This is a genomic window from Rhodoligotrophos defluvii, from assembly GCF_005281615.1.
GTDB classification, from domain to species: domain Bacteria; phylum Pseudomonadota; class Alphaproteobacteria; order Rhizobiales; family Im1; genus Rhodoligotrophos; species Rhodoligotrophos defluvii.
Window position 1 is genome coordinate 181587 of sequence record NZ_SZZM01000007.1, and the last position, 19258, is coordinate 200844.

Genomic DNA, 19258 nt, shown 5'->3' on the forward strand with positions numbered 1-19258 from the left:
TTCTGAAGGTGACGTTTGATCGGCCGCCTGTGCTGCGGGGGTGTGACCCAAACCCAAATGGCACGTTGTCTGGAAAAGCTGACATGGAAAGGCAGCGCCGCTCGGGATTGCAACCCAAAATAGAATAAGCCGAGCGAAGTGGGCATTAAATATTGTTCACAAATTCTTAGCGCACTGAGCGCATAGTCGCCTCAGGCTGCCGTCCGGACATTCCATGCGTCTCAAATCGAAATCCGCTGTCGTCTTCATGTTCGCCGCCTTGGGTGCACTGGGCTATTTCACCTGGCACGGTCTCCATGGCAGCCGCGGGGTCGAGCGGGTCGCGGAATTGAAGCTCGAGGTGGGCCGGCTGAAGGAACAGCTCGCCGGGCTCAGGGAACAGCGTCTGGCCCTGGAGCGGCGGGTGGTACTGCTCAGGCCCGAAAGCATCGACCCGGACATGTTGGATGAGGAAGCGCGCGCCTCGCTGGGATTCGTTCACGAGAATGACAGGTCGATTCCTGTCGAGCGCAATGGCGGCATGGCCCACTTCGTCGAATAACCAAAATCGAGTTAATCCGGAAAACTATAGCCAAATCAGTGTGTTAATAACTGAACTTGGCCGTCACTTCCCGGTGGCATCCCATCGGTGAAGACGCTATTCTCTCGCGCGCAACCGTTTGGGGAGACAGTGATGGCGCCACCCAGGGCCAGAGCCGCAGCCAAGAACAGCGAGACGAGCAAGGACGCCCGGAGCCGCAGGGCGGCAAAGCCGTCCGCGTCGGCCACACCTTTCGCTCTGGCCGACCTGACACGCGAGCAGGAGCTTTCTGCCTATCACGACATGCTGCTGATCCGGCGGTTCGAGGAGAAGGCGGGGCAGCTTTATGGCATGGGCTATATCGGCGGCTTCTGTCATCTCTATATCGGCCAGGAGGCCGTGGTGGTGGGCATGCAGATGGCGCTCCAGCCCGGCGACCAGGTGATCACCTCCTATCGCGATCACGGCCATATGCTGGCCACCGGCATGGATCCCAAGGGCGTCATGGCCGAGCTCACCGGCCGCCGCAGCGGCTATTCCAAGGGCAAGGGCGGCTCCATGCACATGTTCAGCCGCGAGAAGGCGTTCTTCGGCGGCCATGGCATCGTCGGCGCTCAAGTGCCGATCGGGACCGGCCTCGCCTTCGCCAACAAATATCGCGAACTCGATTCGGTGTGCCTGACCTATTTCGGCGAGGGCGCGGCCAACCAGGGCCAGGTCTATGAGAGCTTCAACATGGCCTCCCTGTGGAAGCTCCCAGTGGTCTACATCATCGAGAACAACCAATATGCCATGGGCACCTCGGTCACCCGCGCCGCCGCCCAGGCGGAAGAGCTCTACCATCGCGGGCTTTCCTTCGGCATACCTGGAGAACGGGTGGACGGGATGGATGTGCGCGCCGTGAAAGGCGCGGGCGATTATGCGACGGCCCATTGCCGGGCCGGCAAGGGACCCATCATTCTCGAGATGCGCACCTACCGCTATCGCGGCCACTCCATGTCGGACCCCGCCAAGTATCGGACGCGCGACGAGGTGCAGCGCATGCGCCAGGAGCACGACCCGATCGAGCAGGTGCGCAAGCGATTGCTGGACAAGGGCATGGCGAGCGAGGACGAGCTCAAGGACATCGATCGCAGGGTCCGCGAGCAGGTGACCGAAGCGGCTGAGTTCGCGCAGTCCGATCCGGAGCCCGATACGTCCGAGCTGTGGACCGACGTCTATGTGGAAACGGCCTAGCAGCCTCGCGCTTGGCTGGAGCTATCCCCAATCCTTTTCCCGCGGGAATTGATGCATGCCCACTCCTGTATTGATGCCGGCCCTGTCTCCCACCATGGAGGAGGGCACGCTGGCCAAATGGCTGGTCAAGGAAGGCGACAAGATCTCGTCCGGCGACGTGATCGCCGAGATCGAAACCGACAAGGCCACCATGGAGGTCGAGGCCGCAGACGAGGGCACGCTGGCCAAGATCCTGGTTGCGGCGGGAACCGAAGGTGTGAAGGTGAACACGCCGATCGCCGTGCTGGTGGGTGAGGGCGAAGATGCTACAGCCCCATTGCAGGAGCGCGAAGCCCCGCCCGCCGGCGAGAAGCCCTCGACCGCATCGCCCGAAGCGGTGGTCGAGAAGGCGCCGTCAGAAGGCTCGGGCTCTCGCCCGGCGGCCGGTCCCCAAGGCAGGCCGGCCGCTGCCGGTGGTCCGCCGACCACCGGACGGGCGTTGCAGGGCGACCCCGAAATCCCGGAGGGCACCGAGCTCGTATCGATGACGGTGCGCGAGGCGCTGCGGGATGCCATGGCGGAAGAGATGCGCACCGACGACCGCGTCTTCGTCATGGGCGAGGAAGTGGCGGAATACCAGGGCGCCTACAAGGTCACGCAAGGATTGCTCGACGAGTTCGGCCCGCGGCGGGTGATCGACACGCCTATCACCGAGCACGGCTTTGCGGGCCTCGCCGTGGGCGCGGCGTTCGGCGGCCTCAAGCCGATCGTCGAGTTCATGACCTTCAACTTCGCCATGCAGGCCATGGACCAGATCATCAATTCCGCCGCCAAGACCCTGTATATGTCCGGCGGCCAGATGGGCGCGCCCATGGTGTTCCGCGGCCCCAATGGTGCGGCCGCTCGGGTTGCCGCCCAGCACAGCCAGGACTTTTCCTCGTGGTATGCTCATGTGCCGGGTCTCAAGGTGATCGCGCCCTATACGGCGGCCGATGCCAAGGGCCTGCTCAAGGCGGCGATCCGCGATCCCAATCCGGTCATCTTCCTGGAGAACGAGCTGCTTTATGGCCGCGCCTTCGAGGTGCCGAAGCTCGAGGACTGGGTGCTGCCCATCGGCAAGGCCCGCATCGCGCGGCCCGGCCGCGACGTCACCATCGTGTCCTATTCCATCGGCATGCACTATGCGCTCGACGCGGCCGAGAAGCTCGCCGCCGACGGCATCGAGGCCGAAGTGATCGACTTGCGCAGCCTGCGCCCCCTCGATTCCGAAACGGTGATCGAGAGCGTGAAGAAGACCAACCGCTGCGTGACCGTGGAGGAAGGGTGGCCGGTCTGCTCCATCGGCTCGGAAATTGCGGCACGGCTGATGGAGCACGCCTTCGACTGGCTTGATGCCCCCGTGCTGCGGGTCAATGGCAAGGATGTGCCGATGCCCTATGCGGCCAATCTGGAGAAGCTCGCGCTACCCTCGGTCGATGAAGTGGTCGAGGCGGTGCACAAGGTTCTCTATCGCTGATCCCTGTTCAGGACGCTGCTCATGCCAACCCCCATCCTCATGCCGGCGCTCTCTCCCACCATGGAAGAAGGCAAGCTGGCCAAGTGGCTCGTGAAGGAAGGCGACACGGTTGCATCCGGCGACGTCATCGCCGAGATCGAGACGGACAAGGCGACCATGGAGGTGGAAGCCGCCGACGAGGGCAAGCTGGGCAAGATCCTCGTTCCCGAGGGCACGGATGGGGTGAAAGTGAACACGCCGATTGCCGTGCTGCTCGGCGAAGGGGAGAGCGCCGCCGATATCGGCGACGTGGCAGCAGCAGCCAAACCAGCGCCTAAGACAGAAAAGCCTAGGGCGGAAGCGTCCAAGGCGGAGGCGCCCAAGCCCCCGGCACCTGAGGCCCAAATATCCAAGGCGCAAGCGCCACAGGCGCAAGCGTCACAGGCGCAAGCGCAACGGGCGGAGGCCGCCAAGCCGGTAGCGGAGGAGGGCAGGGGCGAGCGCATCTTCGCTTCGCCATTGGCGCGCCGCCTGGCCCGGGAGGCCGGCTTGGACCTGGCCGCCCTGCAGGGCTCCGGGCCTCATGGCCGCATCGTCAAGGCTGATATCGAGCAGGCGATCAGCACCGGCATCCCAGTAAAGGCACCGGCCCAGCCCGCACCGGCTCAGGCCGCCGGCTTCGTTGCCGGTCCCTCCAGCGAGGAAATCCGCAGGCTCTACGAAGAGGGCAGCTACGAGCTCGTGCCCCATGACAGCATGCGCCGCACCATCGCGCGCCGGCTGACCCAGGCCAAGCAGACCATTCCGCATTTCTACCTCACGGTCGATGTGATCATCGACGCGCTGCTCGAAGCACGGGCGCGGCTGAATGCCCGGGCGCCGAAGGGACCCGACGGCGCACCAGCCTACAAGATCTCCGTCAACGACTTCGTCATCAAGGCCATGGGCTCGGCCCTGCAGCAGGTGCCGGATGCCAACGTGACCTGGACGGAGGAGGGCATGCTGCGCCACCGCAAGTCCGATGTGGGCGTGGCCGTGGCCATTCGCGGCGGGCTGATCACGCCGGTGGTGCGCAATGTGGAGACCAAGGGCCTGGCCACCATCTCCAACGAGATGAAGGATTATGCCGCCCGGGCCCGGGCCCGCAAGCTGAAGCCGGAGGAGTATCAGGGCGGCACCACGGCCATATCCAATCTCGGCATGTATGGCATTAAGGATTTCGCCGCGGTCATCAACCCGCCCCAAGCGACCATCCTGGCGGTGGGCGAGGGCGAGAAGCGGCCAATCGTGATCAATGACGCGGTCGTCGTGCGCACCGTGATGTCGCTCACCCTGTCCACCGATCATCGCGCGGTGGATGGAGCGCTTGGCGCCGAGTTCCTGCAGGTCATCAAGAACCTGCTGGAAGATCCGGCGATGATGCTGGTTTAGAGGCTGGAGCACATGGCGGACAACGCATTCGATGTCATCATCATCGGTTCGGGGCCCGGCGGCTATGTCACCGCGATCCGCTCGGCCCAGCTCGGCTTCAAGACCGCCGTGGTCGAGGAAAAGCATCTCGGTGGCATCTGCTTGAATTGGGGCTGCATCCCGACCAAGGCGCTGCTGCGCTCGGCCGAGGTCTATCATCTCATGCAGCATCCCGGCGATTACGGCCTTTCGGCCGAGAAGGTGAGCTACGACCCGGCCGCGGTGGTCAAGCGCTCGCGCAACGTGGCGGGCCAGCTCAACCGCGGCGTCGCCCACCTCATGAAGAAGAACAAGGTCACCGTCATCGATGGCCGGGCGCGCCTGGACGGGCCGGGCAAGATCATCGTCGCGAAGGACGGTAAGGAGCAGGGCCGCTACAGCGCCAAGCACATCATCCTGGCCACGGGCGCCCGACCGCGCGTCCTCCCCGGCTTGGAGCCCGACCAGAAGCTTGTCTGGACCTATTTCGAGGCCATGGTGCCCGAGAAGATCCCGGCCTCGCTGCTGGTGATCGGCTCAGGCGCGATCGGCATTGAGTTCGCATCCTTCTATCGCACCATGGGCGCGGAGGTGACCGTGGTCGAGGTACTGCCGCAGATCCTGCCGGCGGAGGATGCGGAAATCGCCGCCCATGCCCGCAAGCGCTTCGAGAAGCAGGGGATCAAGATCTTCACGTCAGCCAAGGTGGCGAGCCTCAAGAAGGGCCAGGACAGCGTCACCGCCGTGGTCGACGACGGCAAGACCCGCCAGGAAATCACCGTCGACAGGGTGATCTCGGCGGTTGGCGTGGTCGGCAATGTCGAGGACATCGGGCTCGAGACCACTAAGGTGAAGGCCGAGCGCGGCATCATCGTGGCCGATGGCTTCGGCCGCACGGCAGAGCCGGGCATTTATGCCATCGGCGATGTGGCGGGTCCGCCCATGCTGGCCCACAAGGCCGAGCACGAGGGGGTAATCTGCATCGAAAAGATCGCCGGGCTTGACCCCCACCCGCTAGACAAGCTGAAGATCCCCGGCTGCACCTATTGCTATCCGCAGGTCGCCTCCGTCGGCCTCACTGAGGCGAAAGCCAAGGAAGCGGGTTATGAGATCAGGGTCGGTCGCTTTCCCTTCATCGGCAATGGCAAGGCGATCGCCCTGGGTGAGCCGGAAGGCCTGGTCAAGACCATTTTCGACAAGGCCACCGGCCAGCTGCTCGGCGCCCACATGGTGGGCGCGGAGGTGACCGAGCTCATCCAAGGCTTCGTCATCGCCATGACGCTGGAGACCACCGAGGAAGAGCTGATGCACACGGTCTTCCCCCACCCGACCCTGTCTGAGATGATGCACGAGTCGGTGCTTGACGCTTATGGCAGGGTCATCCACATGTGACGGGGTCGTGAGCAGCGGCCGCGTCACATAGGCGCTTGCGGGCGCGAGGGATCGGATCTGGTTGAAAGGAGCGGGGGTGATGGAGGGCGTCGGTTGGATCTCGTGGATCATCATCGGCATCATCGCCGGCTGGATTGCCGAAAAGGTGATGGACCGCAGCCATGGCCTGTTCACCAATTTTCTCGTGGGCGTGATCGGGGCGGTGCTGGGCGGATGGCTTGCCCGCACGGTCGGGATCGAGGTGGCGCCGGGCTGGATCGGCTCGCTGATCGTGGCCACCATAGGCGCGATCATCCTTTTGTTTCTTCTGGGCGTTTTTTTCCGCAAGCGGTAGCAAGTGCCGGGTTTGGCGGGTTTGAATGGTCACGCTGATCGACAGGATGGAACCGCCGGCGGCGCGCCACCCGGAGAAGGCGCATCGTCCTGACAGTCCCGTGCTGCGCAAGCCGGACTGGATCCGCGTGCGTGCGCCGGGTTCGCCCGTGTACCAGGAGACTCGGGCGATCGTGCGCGAGCACAACCTGGTCACGGTGTGCGAGGAAGCGGGCTGCCCCAATATCGGCGAGTGCTGGTCGAAGAAGCACGCCACCTTCATGATCATGGGCGAGATCTGCACCCGTGCCTGCGCCTTCTGCAATGTGCGCACCGGGCTGCCGCTGGCGCTCGACCCGGACGAGCCCGCCCACGTGGCGGATGCGGTGGCCAAGCTCGGCCTCAGCCACGTGGTCATCACATCCGTGGACCGCGACGACTTGCCCGATGGGGGCGCTGAGCACTTTGCCCGGGTTATCCACGCGGTGCGTGGGCGCAATCCGGCCACCACCATCGAGATCCTCACGCCCGACTTCCTGAGGAAAGACGGCGCGCTCGACGTCGTCGCAGCGGCCCGCCCCGACGTGTTCAACCATAATCTCGAGACCGTTCCCTCCCGATACCTGCGGGTCAGGCCCGGCGCGCGCTACTTTCACTCCCTGCGGCTGCTGCACCAGGTGAAGGAGAAGGACCCGTCCATCTTCACCAAGTCCGGCATCATGGTCGGCTTGGGCGAAACCCGCGACGAGGTGCTGCAGGTCATGGACGACATGCGCGCAGCCGATGTGGATTTCATCACCATCGGCCAGTATCTACAGCCGACCCGCAAGCACATCGCGGTCGATCGTTTCGTAACGCCGGAGGAGTTCAAGGCCTACGAGTCGATTGCCTATGCCAAGGGCTTCCTGATGGTCTCGTCGAGCCCGCTGACCCGTTCGTCGCATCATGCGGGCGACGACTTCGCGCGGCTGCGGGCTGCCCGGGCCGCGAAGCTCGCCGGCCGCAAGCAAACCTCGCAAAGCTGAGCCTGATGCGCGATTTCAAGACGAGCTATCGCATGCCCTATAGCGCGGACCAGATGTTCGCGCTGGCGGCCGATATCGGCAGCTATCCCGAATTCGTGCCGCTGTGCGAGAAGGCGGTCATCCATAGCCGGGCACCCCTGGCCGACGGGCGCGAAGCGCTGAAGGCCTCCTTGGTGGTGGGCTATGAGAAGCTGCACCTCAACGAGACTTTCGTGAGCGACGTGACCCTGGATCCGGCGCGCGGGCACATCCAGTCGATTTCGAACACCGGTCCTGTCAAGCAGCTCCAGGCGGACTGGCATTTCGTGCCGCTGAGCGAGAGCGCTTCGCGCATCGACTTCAACCTGACCTACCAGATGCGCTCCTTCACGCTGCAGATGCTGATGTCGGTCATGTTCGACAAGGCGTTCCAGCGGATCGTGCACGCGTTTCGCGACCGTGCCGACCACATCTACGGCAACACGCTGAAGGCGCAGGTCGCGCGCATCTAGATCCGCCAGCCGCTTCCGCGCATGACGGAGAAGGACGTTCAGCGGTTCATGCCGACTGGTAGACCGCGGCCGTCACACCGTTGCCGTGCTCTCGTCGAGCTGCTGCGAGATCAGCACGAAGGCCGTCCGAACGCTCAGAATGCGGATCCGGTGCCGCCCCTGGTTGCCGAACAGCATGCGACGGTGCAGGGTCGGCCCATTGCGCGCGGCGCAGGCAAGATGCACGAGCCCCACGGACTTTGCCTCGCTGCCGCCGTCGGGCCCGGCAATGCCGGTGACGCTGACCGCGATATCCGCCTTCGAGCGCTCCAGCGCCCCTTCGGCCATGGCCCTGGCCACCTGCTCGCTGACCGCACCATGGGTCTCGATCATATCGGCCGGGACGCCCAAGAGCTCGCTCTTGGCCTCGTTGGAATAGGTGACAAAGCCGCGATCCACGAAGGCGGAAGAACCGGGTATCTCCGTCAGGCAGGCGCTGATCAGCCCACCCGTGCAGGATTCGGCCGTGGTGATCTTCATCTTGCGACTGGCGCAAAGGTCGAGCACGGCGCGCGCTTCCCGGATGACTTCGTCATCGAACATGTCCTTGCTCCTCACCTCAAGGGCAGCCGGACCGTGGCCGTGGCATAGGCCACCATGCCTTCCCGGCGGCCGATAAAGCCCATCTGCTCATTGGTGGTCGCCTTGATCGCCACCCGATCCTCGGTCACGCCGAGAACGGGCGCAAGCTCAGCCTTCATGGCCGGCACATGCGGCTTTATGCGCGGCGCCTCGCTCACCATGGTGATGTCGCAATGGGCGATGATGCCCCCCAAGGCATGCACCTTGCGCACGGCCTCTTTCAGGAAGACCGCCGATGCGGCACCCTTCCACTGGGGGTCGCTCGGCGGGAAGTGCACACCGATATCGCCTTCGCCAATGGCGCCGAAAATGGCATCGGTCAGGGCATGCATGGCCACGTCCGCATCCGAATGGCCCACCAGCCCGTGCGTATGCGGGATACGGACCCCGCACAGGGTGACATGCTCGCCCGGGCCAAATTGATGCACGTCGAAGCCCTGGCCGACGCGGATATCGGCGAGCGCAGCCCATTCCGCCTGGCGCAACCGGGTATCAGCCATCTCAATGTCGTCGGACGTGGTGAGCTTCACGTTCTGCCTCTCTCCCTCGACCACTGCGACGGGCACCTCAGCCCATTCCGCCAGGGAGGCGTCATCGGTGAAATCGGTGAGATTGCCATCTGCCGCCCGTTTATGAAGCTCGAATATGGTATCGAAACGGAAGGCTTGCGGTGTCTGTGCGCCCCACAAGCCCTGACGGTCCACCGTGGCCGCGATCGTGCGCGTCTCGCTCACCCGCTTGATGGTCTCGGCAATGGGCACGGCGGGAATGGCAGCGTCATGCTGCCGGAGCGCGCCGATCACAGTCGAGATCAGGGTGGTACTGACGAAAGGACGGGCGCCGTCGTGAATGAGCACCGCTTGCGGCGCCAATGGCTCGAGCGCCTGCAACCCATTGAACACGGAGCCCTGCCGGGTTGCCGCTCCGGCCACGGGGGGGAGCAGATTCAAGCCGGCCAGCGCTTCGGCGCAGAGGGCGTGGTGATCGGGGCCGATCACCACCTGAACATGGTCGACCTCAGGATGATGGAGGAAAGCCTCGACCGTCCGCCGCAGCACCGGCTGGCCGCCGATGGTCTGGTACTGCTTGGGCAATGGCCCACCGGCTCGGACACCGGATCCTGCAGCGACGATCAGGGCGGCTGTGGTCATATCAGCAATGCCTTGCAGTAGAGGAAAGCCACGAGCGCTTTAAACAATCTGCCGGAAAAGTCGACCGTCGATTTGTTGCGGGGTCGCTGCGACATCTGCGCTCTCCATCTACCGTCGCATTGCGCAAGCCTTGCGCTTTGGAGAAACTTGCCGCAGATTGCTCAACAGTTAATCGATGCGGTGGATTGCCTATTTTATGAGCATCGCGATCGGCTCTCGTGACATTCGCAACCGGGTGTTCCTGGCGCCCATGTCGGGGGTGACGGACCTGCCGTTCCGGCGTCTGGCCTATCGGTTCGGCGCCGGCCTCGTCGTGTCCGAGATGGTGGCGAGCGAGGCGCTGGTCACCGCTAATCCCGAAACCTTACGCCGCGCCGCCGGGGCAGGGGAGGTCAGGCCGCTGGTGATCCAGTTGGCTGGCCGCGAGGAACGGTGGATGGCCGAGGGCGCCCGCGTAGCCGAAAGTCTGGGGGCCGACATCATCGACATCAACATGGGCTGCCCGGCCCGCAAGGTGACCAACGGCCTCTGCGGCTCGGCGCTCATGCGCGACCTCGACCATGCCACGCGCCTGGTGCGGGCAACCGTCCGGGCGGCAACCGTGCCGGTCACCCTCAAAATGCGGCTCGGCTGGGACGAGACCTCCATCAACGCGCCCGAGCTTGCCCGCCGGGCGGAGGCGGAAGGGGTGGCACTGGTCACCGTACATGGCCGCACCCGCTGCCAGTTCTATACGGGCCGGGCCGACTGGGCCGCGATCCGGGCGGTCAAGCAGGCCGTCACCATACCGGTGATCGCCAATGGCGACGCGACAAGTCTCGCCGACATCAGGCGGATGCTCGAACAATCGGGCGCCGACGGGGTGATGATCGGCCGTGGCGCCTACGGCCGGCCGTGGCTGCCGGGCACCCTTGCCGAGGCGCTGGACCCGGGCCGCGGCCGCCCGGCGCCCGGACTTGCCGAACAGCACGCGCTCGCGATGGAGCACTACGAAGCCATGCTGGAGCACTATGGGCGTGACATGGGCCTGCGCTGCGCCCGCAAGCACCTGGGCTGGACAGTCGAGGTGCTGCGCGATGACGGGCACCTCACGGCCGCCGCCGCAGCTGCGTGGCGGCAGCGCCTTTGCGCGGCCGGTGAGCCGGGCATGGTCCGCCACCACCTCAACGCGCTCTATGGCGAGGCGAGCGACAGGATGGCCGCGTGATGCCGAAAGCCGCAGATCTGTTGCCGCAGCCAGAGCCGCCGGAGGCGGATATGTTGGTCAGCGCTTTGCCCGACCCGCTGCTGACCGTGGATGCGGACGGCCGTGTGCTGTTCGCCAATGTGGCGGCGGAAGGCTTCTTCCAGACCAGCGCGCTGCTGCTCAAGCGCCAGCGATTGGCCGAGCTGGTGCCGTTCGCGAGCCCGATTCTCACGTTGGTGGACCAGGTGCGGCAGACCGGCGTCAGCATCCACGAATACGCCGTGGATGTCGGCACACCGCGCACCGGAGGCGAGCGGCTCGTGGACCTGCAGGTGGTGCCGGTGCCGGAGCGTCGCGAGCTCGTGTTGATCGTGCTGCAGCCGCGCTCCATGGCGCATAAGATCGACCGCCAGCTGACCCATCGCAATGCGGCCCGCTCGGTCACCGGCATGGCCTCCATGCTGGCGCATGAGATCAAGAACCCGCTTTCGGGCATCCGCGGCGCCGCCCAGCTGCTGGAGCCGGCCCTTTCGGACGAGGACCGGGCGCTCGCGCGGCTCATTTGCGAGGAGACGGACCGTATCTGCACCCTCGTGGATCAGATGGAGGAATTTGCCGACGAGCGTCCGGTGGAGCGCGCGCCCATCAACATCCATGCGGTGCTGGACCACGTGAAGGCGGTGGCGATCAACGGCTTCGCCCGCGGCATCCGGATCAACGAGGAATACGACCCGTCCCTGCCGCCAGTGCTGGCCAATCGGGATCAGCTGATCCAGGTGTTCATGAACCTGGTGAAGAACGCGGCGGAGGCCATCAGCTCAGACGGGGACAGTGGCGAGATCACCTTGTCGACCGCGTTCCGGCCGGGCATGCGGCTCAAGGTGCCGGGCTCGAACGAGCGCGTTACCCTGCCGCTCGAATATTGCGTGCACGATACGGGGCCCGGCATTCCAGAAGAGCTGATGCCGCACCTGTTCGATCCGTTCGTGACCACGAAGCCCTCCGGCAAGGGGCTGGGCCTTGCGCTCGTGGCCAAGATCATCCGCGATCACGGCGGCATCATCGAATGCACCTCCCAGGACGGCCGCACCACCTTCCGCATCCTCATGCCCATGCATAACCAGCTGCACCGCGAAGAGGACTGACGCGCCCATGCCCGCCAAGACCATATTGCTTGCCGATGATGACAGCGCCATCCGCACTGTCTTGAACCAGGCGCTGGGACGGGCCGGCTATATCGTGCGCTCGACCGGCAATATCGGAACCCTCTGGCGCTGGATGGCGGAAGGGCAGGGTGACCTTGTCATCTCCGATGTCATGCTGCCGGACGGAAATGCCTTCGACATGCTGCTCAGGGTGAAGAAGCAGCGGCCGGAGCTGCCGGTCATCCTGATGAGCGCCAAGAACACCATCATGACCGCGATCACCGCGGCCGAGCGGGGCGCCTACGAGTATCTGCCCAAGCCGTTCGATCTGAACGAGCTCTTGTCGGTTACCGCCCGCGCGCTGGACCAGGCCAAGCGCAAGCCTGCGGCGGTGGAGATGCCAGGCGACGACGAGAAGCTGCCGATCATCGGCCGCTCCCAGGCGATGCAGGAGATCTACCGCATCATCGCCCGCCTCACCCAAACGGACCTCACCGTGATGATCATGGGTGAGTCCGGCACCGGCAAGGAACTCGTTGCCCGGGCACTGCACGATTATGGCCGGCGGCGCAAGGGGCCCTTCGTTGCAGTGAATATGGCGGCGATCCCGCGGGAGCTGATCGAGTCCGAGCTGTTCGGCCACGAGAAGGGCGCCTTCACCGGCGCTTTGACCCGCTATGCCGGCCGTTTCGAGCAGGCGCAGGGCGGCACGCTGTTCCTGGACGAGATCGGCGACATGCCCATGGAGGCGCAGACGCGGCTTCTGCGCGTGCTGCAGCAGGGCGAGTTCACGACCGTTGGCGGCACCCACCCGATCAAGGTCAATATCCGCATCATCGCCGCCACCCATCGCGATCTCAAGGCGCAGATCGCGCAAGGGCTGTTCCGCGAGGACCTGTTCTTCCGGCTGAATGTGGTGCCGCTGCGCCTGCCACCCTTGCGCGAGCGCCTGGAGGACATTCCCGACCTTATCCAGCACTTCCTCGCCCAAGCCGAGCAGCAGGGCCTGCCGGTCAAGCAGATCGAGCCGGACGCCATGGAGCGGCTCAAGAAGCACCGTTGGCCCGGCAACGTCCGGGAGCTTGAAAATCTCGTCCGCCGCATGAGCGCGATCTATGTGGATGAGGCGATCACGGCCCGGATCGTGGAGCAGGAGCTGGCCGACCTGGCTGAGCCGCAGGGACCCTCGCCAGCCGGCGAGCCGGCCAGCCTCTCCGAGTTCGTGGAGAACCATCTGGCCGACTATTTCGCCGGCTTTCGCAACAGCACGCCGCCGCCCGGCCTCTACAACCGATTTCTGTCTGAAGTGGAGCCGCCGCTCATCAACGCTTCGCTTGCGGCCACAAACGGCAACCAGATCCGTGCCGCCGAGCTTCTGGGAATCAACCGGAACACCCTGCGCAAGAAGATCAGAGATTATGGCATAACCGTGATCCGTGCGCCGATTCCGCAACGGTAAAGCTTTTCTTGCCGCAATCTGAATGCCCGCAGAAAACTGCGCTTCTCCAACTCAACTGTTGCCGATCGGCAACAACACTGTTGGATTTTCGCAACAGAATCGTCTATCACCTTGCCCTGGGGAGAGGGGCGATTCAAAACTGCGGGCACAGGGGCAAATCGGTAAGGGCATCGAGCAGCGTCGGAAATGACGCCGTTTGTGACGTGTCGCTGGAGTGCCGGCGCGAAGCTGGCCGTCACTGCCGGGTCACGTAAGCAAGTCCTTCCTGCGGATGCGTGTCGTGAGCGCGCATCATTTGCGCCCTCGCAATCTGAGCGAGGTCATGGTCGTCGGGGTCGAAACAGCTAGACTGCCTGCCGCGGAGTCCCCGCGCCGCCAGGTCAGGATCGAGGCACAGCCCAGCCAGCGCCGCATTCCGGCGAAGCTGGGGGTGTTCCTGGTGATCACCTCGATCGTGACGGGACTCGCCACCTATTCGATCCTGACCGGGCTCACCCCGCTCGAGCCGACGCCGGACCTCATCGTCACCCTGCTCGGGGTGAACCTGGTCCTGGTCATGTCCATGGCCGCCCTGATCGCCTGGCAGGCCTACGTGCTGTGGCAGGCGCGCCGGCAGGGCATCGCGGGCGCCAGCCTCCACATCCGCATCGTCTCGCTGTTCTCCATCATCGCGGCCTTGCCGGCCATCATCGTGGCCCTGTTCGCGACCGTGACCCTCAATCGCGGCCTCGACACCTGGTTTTCGGAGCGCACCCGCGAGATCGTCGACACCGCCGTCAACGTGGCGGAGACCTATATCGCCGAGCATGGGGAGGTCATCCGCGGCGACGTTGCCGCCATTGCCGCCGATCTTAGCCGCCGCAAGCTGGAGTTCGACACCGACCGGGAACAGTTCACCCGTCGGCTTGCCACCCACGTGGCCATCCGCGGCCTGGCTGCTGCCTATGTGATCGACAGCGACCGCCGTCGCATCGAATCGAGCGTCACCATCAACGACCAGATCCAGTTCCAGCCTCCCAGCGAGACCGAGCTGGCCAAGGCGGCCGAGGGCAAGCTGGTGGTGGACGGGCCGGGGCGCAGCAATGTCATCCGCGCGCTGCTGAAGCTCGACGGCTTCAACAACTCCTATCTCTATGTGCTGCGGCTGGTGAATCCCAAGGTGATCGAGCACCTGCAGCGCACCCGCGAAGGGGTGATCGCCTATGAGGCGATGCAGAACCAGCGCACCGGCGTGCAGGTCACCTTCGCGCTCATGTATATCGGCGTGTCCTTCATCTTCCTGCTGGCGGCGGTCTGGCTGGGCCTGTGGCTCTCGGACCGCCTGGTGCAGCCCATCGTGCGGCTGGTGGATGCGGCCCGTCGCGTCTCGCTGGGCGAGCTGGACGTGAAGGTGCCGGTGCGCCGGGCCGAGGGCGATCTCGCCACCCTGGGGCGCACCTTCAACCGCATGACCCGCCAGCTCGAATCGCAGCGCAGCGAGCTGATCAACGCCAATGTGCAGCTCGATTTGCGGCGGCGCTTCACCGAGGCGGTGCTGTCCGGCATCAGCGCCGGCGTGCTCGGCCTCGACCGCACCGGCCGAATCACCCTAGCCAATAGCTCGGCGCAGGCGCTGCTGCACAAGAGCGATGGCGATCTCACCGGCACCATGATCACCGACGCGCTTCCGGAGCTGGACACGCTGTTCCGCAAGGCGCTCAAGAAGCGCTCAGGTTCCGCGGAAGGCCACATCAACACGCGTGTCGATGGCGAGGAGCGCAATCTCTTCGTGCGCATCACCACCGAGAGGGCCCGCGAGGACGAGCAGGGCTATGTGGTGACGATCGACGATGTGACGGAACTGGTGTCGGCCCAGCGCAACACCGCCTGGTCCGACATCGCGCGGCGCATCGCCCATGAGATCAAGAACCCGCTCACGCCGATCCAGCTGTCGGCGGAACGCCTGCGCCGCAAATATGCCAAGGAGATCCGCACCGATCCCAAGGTGTTCGAGCAGTGCACCGAGACCATCATCCGCCAGGTCGGCGATATCGGCCGGATGATCGACGAGTTCTCCGCCTTCGCCCGCATGCCCAAGGCCGAGCTGGAAGAAGCCGATCTCGCCGCGGCGGTGAAGGAAGCGATGGTGTTGCAACGGGTCTCGAGCAGCGACATCGATATCGACGTGCGCGTGCCCGAGGCGCCGGTCGTGGTCGGTTTCGACCGCCGGCTCATCACCCAGGCCATCACCAATCTGGTCAAGAACGCGCGGGAGGCCGTGGAAGCGCGCGTGCAGAAGGACCCGCGCCATCGCGGCCGGGTCGACGTGGTGCTGTCACGCGAGGGCGACCATGTGGTCATCGGCGTCGCCGATAACGGCATCGGCCTGCCCAAGGACAACCGGCAGCGGCTGCTCGAGCCCTACATGACCACACGCCAGAAGGGCACCGGCCTTGGTCTTGCCATCGTCAAACGCATCATGGAAGAGCACGGGGGGCAGATCACCTTGTCGGATGCGCCGGCGGCGTATGACGGCGGCGCGCTGGTCCGGCTGCTGCTGCCGGCGCAGGGGGCGAGCTCGGCGGCAAGCGCGGACGGCGCGACCGACACAGCGCCGACAGGGCTGGCCGCGGCGGGGCAGGGCGGTGATGGCGGCAGCGAGGGGAACACTGACGAGCAGGCGCCTGTCGCGGCGATCGCGCCGACGGCGATGCTCGCAACCGCCTCGGCGGGGGCAACGGAACGGAGAGAGCAGAGCGTATCAGGGGCGGTCAATCGAGAACCTGGAAACGAGAGGGACCAATAGATGGCTTCGGATATTCTCGTCGTGGATGATGAGGCCGACATCCGCAATCTCATCGCCGGCATTTTGGAGGATGAGGGGTATGACGCGCGCCTTGCCCATGACAGCGACAGCGCGCTGGCGGCGATCCATGATCGGCGCCCGTCGCTGATCATTTTGGATATTTGGCTGCAGGGGTCGAAACTGGACGGGCTCGACCTGTTGAACGTGATCAAGAAGAGCCATCCCGATCTGCCCGTGGTGATCATTTCGGGCCATGGCAATATCGAGACGGCGGTTTCCGCCATCAAGCGGGGGGCCTACGATTATATTGAGAAGCCGTTCAAGGCGGACCGCTTGGTGCTGGTGGTGGGCCGTGCGCTCGAGGCCAGCCGCCTACGGCGCGAGAACGAGGAGCTGAAGGAGCGGGCAGGGGCCCTGGCCGAGCTGATCGGGGAATCCGCGGTCATGCGCCAGCTGCGCCAGTTGGTGAAGAAGGTCGCGCCCACCAACAGCCGGGTGCTGATCTCAGGCCCGCTCGGCTCCGGCAAGGAACTGACCGCCCGCGTGCTACATGCCTGGTCGCACAGGGCCAAGGGGCCGTTCGTCATCCTTCCGGCCGCCACCATGGCGCCCGAGCGCATGGAAGAGGAGCTGTTCGGGGTGGAGAATCCCGACGGCACCCTGGCCCGGGTCGGCGCCTTGGAAGAAGCGCATAGCGGCACCTTGTTCCTCGACGAGGTTGCCGACATGCCGATTGAGACCCAGGGCAAGATCCTGCGGGTGCTGGTGGAGCAGAGCTTCCAGCGGGTCGGCGGGTCCAAGCGGGTCAAGGTGGACGTGCGCATCGTCTCGTCCACCGCGCGCGACCTGCGGCGGCTCATCGAGCAGGGGCTGTTCCGCGAGGATCTCTACCACAGGCTCAATGTGGTGCCGATCCGGGTGCCCTCGCTGAGCGAACGGCGTGATGACATCCCCGCCCTGGTCCAGAACTTCGTGCGGCAGTACTCGGCCATTTCCGGCCAGCCGCCGCGGGAGATCGCCGAGGATGCGCTGGCGATTCTGCAGACGCTGGAATGGCCTGGCAATGTGCGCCAGCTGCGCAACAATGTGGAGCGGCTGATGATCCTGGTCGGCGGCGAGCCCGGCACCGAGATCTCGGCGTCCATGCTGCCTTCGGAACTGGGTGGGGTCATGCCGCCACTCGCCAACGGGAATGGCGCGGAGCAGCTGATGTCGCTGCCGTTGAGAGAGGCCCGCGAGATCTTCGAGCGGGAATACCTGGCCGCGCAGATCGCCCGCTTCGGTGGCAACATCTCCAAGACAGCCACCTTTGTCGGCATGGAGCGCTCGGCGCTGCACCGCAAGCTGAAGCTGCTCGGCGTCGGCGAGAAGTCTTACGAACTTCATTGATCGCCTTTTGCATGCAGGCGGGGGCATTGCCCCTCGCCTGCATGCGAAGATAACGCCTACGTCTTGGGTATGGTCCATGCCAATATGGCGCAAGCGCCTTTGCTCAAACGGCGTTTGCACGACCATGCCCGAACTTGCTAGATCTCCTGCATGAAGATTCTCATTTGCGGCGCCGGGCAGGTCGGCCGTGGCATTGCCGAGCGGCTGGCCAAGGAAGACAACGACGTCACCATCATCGACAAGTCGCCCGCGCTCATCCAGGCAGTCACCGACAGCCTGGACGTGCAGGGAATCGTGGGCCATGGCTCGCATCCCGACGTGCTGGAGCGAGCCGGGGCGCGCGATGCTGACATGATCATCGCCGTCACCTTCGCCGACGAAGTGAACATGCTGGCCTGTCAGATCGCCCATTCCCTGTTCGACATCCCGACGAAGATCGCCCGGGTGCGCGCCCAGGGCTATCTCGATCCGCAATGGCGCAACCTCTATTCCCGCGAGAACCTGCCCATCGACGTGATCATCTCGCCGGAAACGGCAGTGGGCGAGATGGTGCTGCGCCGCCTCGCCCTGCCCGGCGCGTTCGAGGCGGTCCATTTCGTGGACGAGGCGGTGATCGGGCTGGGCATCCGCCTCGATGAGAACTGCCCGGTGGTCGACACGCCGCTCAGGCAGCTGACCGAGCTCTTTCCGGATCTCCAGGCGACAGTGGTAGGCATCTTCCGCAACGGCAGGCTGTTCGTGCCCCATGGCGCCGACCAGATGCTCGTCGGCGACGACGTGTATGTCATTGCCGACCGCCAGCAATCCACGCGGGTGTTGAGCCTGTTCGGCCATGAGGAGAAGCCAGCCCGCCGGGTGGTGGTCGCCGGGGGCGGCAATATCGGCCTCTATGTCGCCCGCAAGCTGGAGGAGCGGCATGGCCGCGCGGTCCATGTCAAGATCATCGAGCAGGATAGGGCGCGCGCCAGCCATATCGCCGAGGAGCTGAAGCGCACCCTCGTCCTGCACGGAAGCTCCTTAGAGCAGGAGCTGCTGCAGGAGGCGGGCGCCCAGGATGCCGATGCCTTCGTGGCGCTCACCAACGACGACAAGGTGAATATTCTCTCCGCGGTGCTGGCCAAGAACGAGGGGGCCCAACAGAGCTTTTGCCTCGTGTCCAGTCCGGACCTCAACCCGGTGCTCAACACGCTGGGCATCGACACCTATATCAGCCCGCGCGCGGTGACCATCTCCAGCATTCTCCGCCATGTCCGGCGCGGCCGCATCCGCGGGGTGCACCCGGTGCAGCATGGCGATGGGGAGATCCTGGAGGCCGAAGCCCTGGAAACCTCACCGGTCGTCGGCAAGGCGCTCCGCGATGCGGAATTGCCCGATGGGGTCCGCATCGGGGCCATCGTGCGCAACGGCAAAGTGTTCATTCCGCAAGGCGGGACCGAGATCCGCCCGCGGGATCGCATCGTGATCTTCGCGCTGGCCGGGCTGGTCCGCGATGTCGAGCACCTCTTCCGCGTCAGTCTCGAATATTTCTGAAGGGGCAGGGTGCTGCGGCGCCGTGCTCTGTTGCAGATCGAAGCGCGAGTCGATTTATGTTAGCCTGACTTGGGCACCTCTGCCCCAATGCCG

Annotated in this window: 16 protein-coding genes; 14 read left to right on the top strand and 2 right to left on the bottom strand. The window is 65.0% G+C overall.

Features of this window, described 5'->3' with window-relative positions:
* The first annotated feature begins 214 nt into the window (after nt 1-214).
* The 8 genes from E4P09_RS23400 (at nt 215) to E4P09_RS23435 (ending at nt 7899) form a co-directional block, all read left to right on the top strand.
* The gene (locus E4P09_RS23400; RefSeq protein ID WP_205042270.1) at nt 215-541 is read left to right on the top strand and encodes an FtsB family cell division protein; all 327 of its coding nucleotides are present in this window, start codon (nt 215-217) and stop codon (nt 539-541) included.
* 132 nt (nt 542-673) lie between these two features.
* Nucleotides 674-1756, top strand: a complete 1083-nt coding sequence (gene pdhA / locus E4P09_RS23405) for a pyruvate dehydrogenase (acetyl-transferring) E1 component subunit alpha (RefSeq protein ID WP_137392070.1) — start codon at nt 674-676, stop codon at nt 1754-1756.
* Nucleotides 1757-1811: 55 nt separating this feature from the next.
* A complete protein-coding gene (locus tag E4P09_RS23410; RefSeq protein ID WP_137392071.1) occupies nt 1812-3251 on the top strand; it encodes a pyruvate dehydrogenase complex E1 component subunit beta in 1440 nt (479 codons plus the stop codon).
* Nucleotides 3252-3272: 21 nt separating this feature from the next.
* Entirely contained in the window at nt 3273-4661 is a 1389-nt protein-coding gene (locus E4P09_RS23415) for a pyruvate dehydrogenase complex dihydrolipoamide acetyltransferase (protein WP_137392072.1), read from the top strand.
* Between the two features lie 12 nt (nt 4662-4673).
* Nucleotides 4674-6071 carry a dihydrolipoyl dehydrogenase gene (gene lpdA, locus E4P09_RS23420; RefSeq protein ID WP_137392073.1) on the top strand — a complete coding sequence of 466 codons (1398 nt, stop codon included), beginning with the start codon at nt 4674-4676 and terminating at the stop codon, nt 6069-6071.
* 79 nt (nt 6072-6150) lie between these two features.
* On the top strand, nt 6151-6405 hold the full coding sequence (locus tag E4P09_RS23425; RefSeq protein WP_137392074.1) for a GlsB/YeaQ/YmgE family stress response membrane protein: 255 nt from the start codon (nt 6151-6153) through the stop codon (nt 6403-6405).
* 25 nt (nt 6406-6430) lie between these two features.
* A complete protein-coding gene (gene lipA / locus E4P09_RS23430; protein ID WP_137392075.1) occupies nt 6431-7408 on the top strand; it encodes a lipoyl synthase in 978 nt (325 codons plus the stop codon).
* Between the two features lie 5 nt (nt 7409-7413).
* Nucleotides 7414-7899, top strand: a complete 486-nt coding sequence (locus E4P09_RS23435; protein ID WP_137392076.1) for a type II toxin-antitoxin system RatA family toxin — start codon at nt 7414-7416, stop codon at nt 7897-7899.
* Nucleotides 7900-7971: 72 nt separating this feature from the next.
* On the opposite strand, the gene E4P09_RS23440 is transcribed toward E4P09_RS23435, so the two are convergent.
* Entirely contained in the window at nt 7972-8481 is a 510-nt protein-coding gene (locus tag E4P09_RS23440; protein ID WP_137392077.1) for a CinA family protein, read from the bottom strand.
* Nucleotides 8482-8492: 11 nt separating this feature from the next.
* Nucleotides 8493-9671, bottom strand: coding sequence for a bifunctional 2-C-methyl-D-erythritol 4-phosphate cytidylyltransferase/2-C-methyl-D-erythritol 2,4-cyclodiphosphate synthase (locus tag E4P09_RS23445; RefSeq protein ID WP_137392078.1), 1179 nt, complete (start codon nt 9669-9671; stop codon nt 8493-8495).
* Nucleotides 9672-9867: 196 nt separating this feature from the next.
* On the opposite strand from E4P09_RS23445, the gene dusB reads away from it, so the two are divergent.
* The 6 genes from dusB (at nt 9868) to trkA (ending at nt 19165) form a co-directional block, all read left to right on the top strand.
* Complete coding sequence (gene dusB, locus E4P09_RS23450; protein ID WP_137392079.1) at nt 9868-10878, top strand: tRNA dihydrouridine synthase DusB; 1011 nt, start codon at nt 9868-9870, stop codon at nt 10876-10878.
* Nucleotides 10878-12002: a two-component system sensor histidine kinase NtrB gene (locus tag E4P09_RS23455; RefSeq protein ID WP_137392080.1), complete on the top strand. Its 1125-nt coding sequence runs from the start codon at nt 10878-10880 to the stop codon at nt 12000-12002. Before dusB ends, E4P09_RS23455 begins: the two co-directional genes overlap by 1 nt.
* A 7-nt stretch (nt 12003-12009) precedes the next feature.
* Nucleotides 12010-13461: a nitrogen regulation protein NR(I) gene (gene ntrC / locus E4P09_RS23460; protein ID WP_137392081.1), complete on the top strand. Its 1452-nt coding sequence runs from the start codon at nt 12010-12012 to the stop codon at nt 13459-13461.
* 280 nt (nt 13462-13741) lie between these two features.
* Nucleotides 13742-16246, top strand: coding sequence for a sensor histidine kinase NtrY-like (locus E4P09_RS23465; RefSeq protein ID WP_170984603.1), 2505 nt, complete (start codon nt 13742-13744; stop codon nt 16244-16246).
* Complete coding sequence (ntrX, locus tag E4P09_RS23470; protein ID WP_137392083.1) at nt 16247-17635, top strand: nitrogen assimilation response regulator NtrX; 1389 nt, start codon at nt 16247-16249, stop codon at nt 17633-17635.
* Between the two features lie 150 nt (nt 17636-17785).
* Nucleotides 17786-19165: a Trk system potassium transporter TrkA gene (gene trkA / locus E4P09_RS23475; RefSeq protein WP_137392084.1), complete on the top strand. Its 1380-nt coding sequence runs from the start codon at nt 17786-17788 to the stop codon at nt 19163-19165.
* Nucleotides 19166-19258: the final 93 nt, after the last annotated feature.